At 69.4% G+C, this 4,172-nt stretch carries 2 protein-coding genes, 1 tRNA gene and 2 pseudogenes; 2 read left to right on the plus strand and 3 right to left on the minus strand.

Annotated elements, in window-relative coordinates:
- Positions 1–774, plus strand: a pseudogene (locus B4U45_RS29870) (PE family protein); the annotation flags it as partial.
- Positions 775–810: 36 nt separating this feature from the next.
- Here B4U45_RS29870 and B4U45_RS11960 read toward each other — a convergent pair.
- Complete coding sequence (locus B4U45_RS11960; RefSeq protein ID WP_075548955.1) at positions 811–1,746, minus strand: NAD-dependent epimerase/dehydratase family protein; 936 nt, start codon at positions 1,744–1,746, stop codon at positions 811–813.
- On the opposite strand from B4U45_RS11960, the gene B4U45_RS11965 reads away from it, so the two are divergent.
- Positions 1,712–3,526: a hypothetical protein gene (locus B4U45_RS11965; protein ID WP_075548946.1), complete on the plus strand. Its 1,815-nt coding sequence runs from the start codon at positions 1,712–1,714 to the stop codon at positions 3,524–3,526. The genes B4U45_RS11960 and B4U45_RS11965 overlap by 35 nt on opposite strands.
- Before the next feature lie 53 nt (positions 3,527–3,579).
- Here B4U45_RS11965 and B4U45_RS11970 read toward each other — a convergent pair.
- Both B4U45_RS11970 and B4U45_RS29230 read right to left on the minus strand, forming a co-directional pair.
- Positions 3,580–3,652: transfer RNA gene (locus tag B4U45_RS11970), tRNA-Thr, on the minus strand.
- 56 nt (positions 3,653–3,708) lie between these two features.
- Positions 3,709–4,172: pseudogene (locus B4U45_RS29230) on the minus strand (DNA polymerase III subunit delta' C-terminal domain-containing protein); the annotation flags it as partial.

Here is a 4,172-nt window from a genome sequence, read left to right on the forward strand (position 1 = left end):
GGCGGCGCCGCCGCTACCAGGGACATCCCCCTCCCCGCTCCAGGTGAGAACACCGACAAGTTCGGCGGCGCCGGCGGCAACGGCGGAGCAGCTGGCCTGCTCGGCAACGGTGGCACCGGCGGCGCCGGCGGCAGCGGACTTAAACGTGGCGGCGACGGCGGTGCAGGTGGCTCCGGCGGGAGCGTCGCCGGCAACGCTGGCGGCGGCGGAGCCGGCGGCATCGCGACCGAGGGAGTAGCCGGCGCCGGCGGCGCGGGAGGAAGCGCTGCCGGGTGGTTCGGTCAGGGTGGTACCGGCGGGGCCGGTGGTGACATCCTCGCCAGCAAGCTAGTACCCACCAGTGCGGGCCGGGGCGGTGACGGCGGTGCCGGCGGGATGCTGGCCAGTAGCGGCGGCGCCGGCGGGCAAGGCGGCACTTCCAACGGTGGGACAGGCGGCGACGGCGGCGACGGCGGCCACGCCCGGGGCCTGTTCGGTGACGGCGGTAACGGGGGTCGCGCCGGGTTCGGGCGGTTCCAGGGCCGCGGCGGCGACGGCGGCAACGCTGGGTTGTTGATCGGTAACGGCGGCAACGGTGGGTGGGGTGCTGCCGGAACCAACTCCGTTGCCGGCGGTCGCGGCGGCGACGGCGGCGATGCCGGCTTGCTGTTCGGCTTCGGCGGCAATGGCGGGGACGGTGGTCTCAGCGGCGGCCTGGCCGGCGGAGGCGAGGGTGGTATCGGGGGCCGCGGCGGGGCGATTGGGGCGCCCGGCGCCCCTGGCGCCCACGGGTAACGCGGTGTGACGCTGGGCGGGTGGCTGATCCCCGAGTTACGCGTGCCGGAAATACTCCACCGTGCGCCGCACGCCCTCGGCCAGCTCCACCCGGGGCCGCCAGCCCAACACCCGCTCGGCCAAGCCGATGTCGAGGCAGGACCGCTGCAGGTCGCCGAGGCGATCCGGATGAAACTCCGGGTCGTCGGGTCCCCCGACCGCCGCGGCGACCGCCGAATGCAGTTGACGGTCCGAGGTTTCGACGCCGGTGCCGACGTTGAAACGCTGCCCACCGCCCGCTTCCCCGGATGCCTTGACGAAGGCGTCCACCACGTCGTCGACGTACACGTAGTCGCGGGTTTTTCCGCCGTCGCCGAACACCTTGGTGGGCTTACCCGACAGCAGCGCCTGGGCGAAGATCGCCACCACACCAGCTTCACCGTGCGGGTCCTGGCGGGGGCCGTAGACATTGGCCGGCGCGATGTGTGAGCAGTCCAGGCCGTAGAGATGCCGGAAGGTGTTCAGGTAGATCTCCCCGGCCACCTTGCCCGCGGCGTACGGCGACGCCGGATCGGTGGGCACCGTCTCGGGAGTCGGATACACCGGCGGGACGCCGTAGATGGATCCGCCCGAGGACGTGTGCACGATCTTGCGGACCCGAGTGCGGCGTGCCGCTTCGGCCAGCCGCACCGTGCCGATCACGTTCACCTCGGCGTCGAACCGCGGGTCGGCCACCGAATGCCGGACGTCTATCTGCGCCGCCAGATGAAACACCACCTCCGGTCGGTGCTGGTCGAGGATGGCCCGCAAATCGGCGGTCACGATGTCGGCCTCGACGAAAACATGTGCGGGGTGCTCGGCGAGGTGCTCGAGGTTGGTGGCCCGGCCGGTCGCGAAATTGTCCAGCCCGACTACCGTGTGACCGTCGGCGAGCAGACGGTCGACTAGCGTCGATCCGATGAAACCGGCTGCCCCGGTGACGAGTGCGCGCACCGGCCCACCATACAGAGTGACGTTGGCGGCCGCGCTGCTCATCACGGCACAGCTGGGCGTTCGCGCGGTGCTGGCATTCGGGGGTTACTTCTACTGGGACGATCTGATCCTGGTCGGCAAGGCCGGCACCCAGGGCCTGCTGTCGCCGTCGTACCTGTTCGACGACCACGACGGCCACGTGATGCCGGGCGCTTTCCTGGTTGGCGCTGCGATCATCCGGGCGGCGCCACTGGTCTGGACCGGTCCGGCAATCAGCCTGGTGGTGCTGCAGCTGCTGGCTTCGCTGGCATTGCTGCGGGCGCTGCGGGTGATCCTGGGCTGGCGTCCGGTTCTGTTGATTCCCTTGACGTTCGCGTTGTTCACCCCGTTGGGGGTACCCGGGTTCGCGTGGTGGGCGGCGGCGCTGAACTCGTTGCCGATGCTGGCGGCGCTGGCCTGGGTGTGCGCCGACGCGGTCCTGCTGATCCGCACCGGCAACCAGCGATACGCGGTGACCGCCACGCTGGTTTACCTCGTCGGTCTGCTGTTCTTCGAAAAGGCCGCGGTAATCCCGTTTGTCGCGTTCGCGGTGGCCGCGCTGTGGCGCCACGTCGGGGGCGACCCGCGGGCGCTGCGAACGGTATGGCGGGCGGGTTTCCGGTTATGGACGGCCTCGCTGGCGCTGACCGCTGCCTGGGTGGCGCTGTATCTGGCGGTGGTCAACCAGAAACGGTGGAGCTCGGACCTTTCGATGACGTGGAATCTGCTGCGCCGCTCGATCACCCACGGCATCGTGCCGGGTCTGGCCGGCGGGCCCTGGCACTGGGATCGCTGGGCGCCGTCGTCGCCGTGGGCCACGCCGCCGTCCGCAGTGATGGCCCTCGGCTGGTTGGTGCTGCTTGGCGTGCTTGGCCTTTCGTTGATCCGCAAGCGCCGCATCGGTGCGGTCTGGTTGACCGCGGCAGGCTATACCGTCGCCTGCCAGATACCCATCTATCTGATGCGCTCGTCACGGTTCACCGCACTCGAATTGGCCCAAACACTAAGGTATTTGCCGGATCTCGTGGTCGTACTGGCGCTGCTGGGCGCTATCGTGTTCGCTGCGCCCAACCGGGAAACACCGTGGCTGGACTGGCTGGACCGCTCACCGCCGCGCGCCGCGGTGACGGCCGGCCTGACTGTGCTGTTCCTGGCCAGCAGCCTGTATTCCACGGCGACATTTCTGACCAGTTGGCGGGACAACCCAACCAAGGCATACCTACAGAATGCGAAGGCCAGTCTTGCTGCGGCACATGCCGATTCGAGTGCACCGCTGCTGGATCAGGAAGTCGACCCGCTGGTGCTGCAGCGGGTGGCCTGGCCAGAGAACCTGGCCAGCCACATGTTCGCGCTGCTACGCGACCGCCCCGAATTCGAAACGGCGACAACTCGATTGCGCATGTTCACCAGCTCCGGCAGTCTGGTCGACGCGCGAGTGACCTGGATCCGCACCATTGTTCCCGGCCCGCAGCCGCGCTGCGGCTACTTCACCCAGCCGGACCAGCCGACTCGGCTGGTCCTCGACGGCCCGCTGTTGCCCGCCGACTGGACGGTCGAACTCAACTACCTGGCCAACAGCAACGGATCGATGACGCTGTCGCTATCCGATGGACCCGAGCGGAAGGTCCCGGTGCATCCAGGCCTCAACCGCGTCTACGCCCGGCTGCCCGGCGCCGGGGACGCGATCGCGGTGCGGGCCAACACCACTGCGCTGTCGCTGTGCATCGCGTCGGGTCCGGTGGGTTACCTGGCACCGATGTGACGGTCCAATCCGGACAATGTCGGGGTGACGGCCCAGCTGGGCCGAGCGTTCGGAGCCGCCTAGGAGAATCGAACTCCTGACCTATTCATTACGAGTGAATCGCTCTACCGACTGAGCTAAGGCGGCTGTACCTGCTGGCGCCATCGCGCCGGGCGGCACGAGTCTACGGCAGGCGGGCAGAATCACCCAAGCTCCTGGCCGATGGTGGCCACCATGGCGTCGACCGCGAACTTGGGTTTGACGTTGATCGCCAGCGCTTCGCGGCAGGCCAACACGGCCTCGATGCAACGCAACAGCCGATCGGGTGTGGCATGCGCGGCCAGCGCCGCGGCCCGGTCGGCCATGTCCGGGTGATTGGCCGCTACGGTGGCCGCGTTCGCCGACACCAGCAACGCATCCCTGAAGTAGCCCGCCAGGTCGATCAGTGCCCGGTCCAGCGCATCCCGCGAGGCGCGGGTGTGACGGGATTTCTGCCGTCGTTCCAGCTCTTTGATGGCACCCGTGGCGCCGCGCATCGCCCCGGCGGTCCCCTTACCCGTGCCGCCAGCCCCCAGCGCCGTGCGCAGCTCCTCCGTCTCGGCCTCGGCCCGGTCCGCGGTCAGCACCAGCGCTTCGGCCTCGGCGGCGGCGACCAACTCCTCGGAAG

Origin of the sequence: Mycobacterium persicum (assembly GCF_002086915.1) — a bacterium.
GTDB classification, from domain to species: Bacteria; Actinomycetota; Actinomycetes; order Mycobacteriales; family Mycobacteriaceae; genus Mycobacterium; species Mycobacterium persicum.

What these genes read in the sequence shown, in the direction of transcription:
- B4U45_RS11965 (WP_075548946.1), top strand. Translation starts at nt 1,712, where the DNA reads ATGAAACCGGCTGCCCCGGTGACGAGTGCGCGCACCGGCCCACCATAC.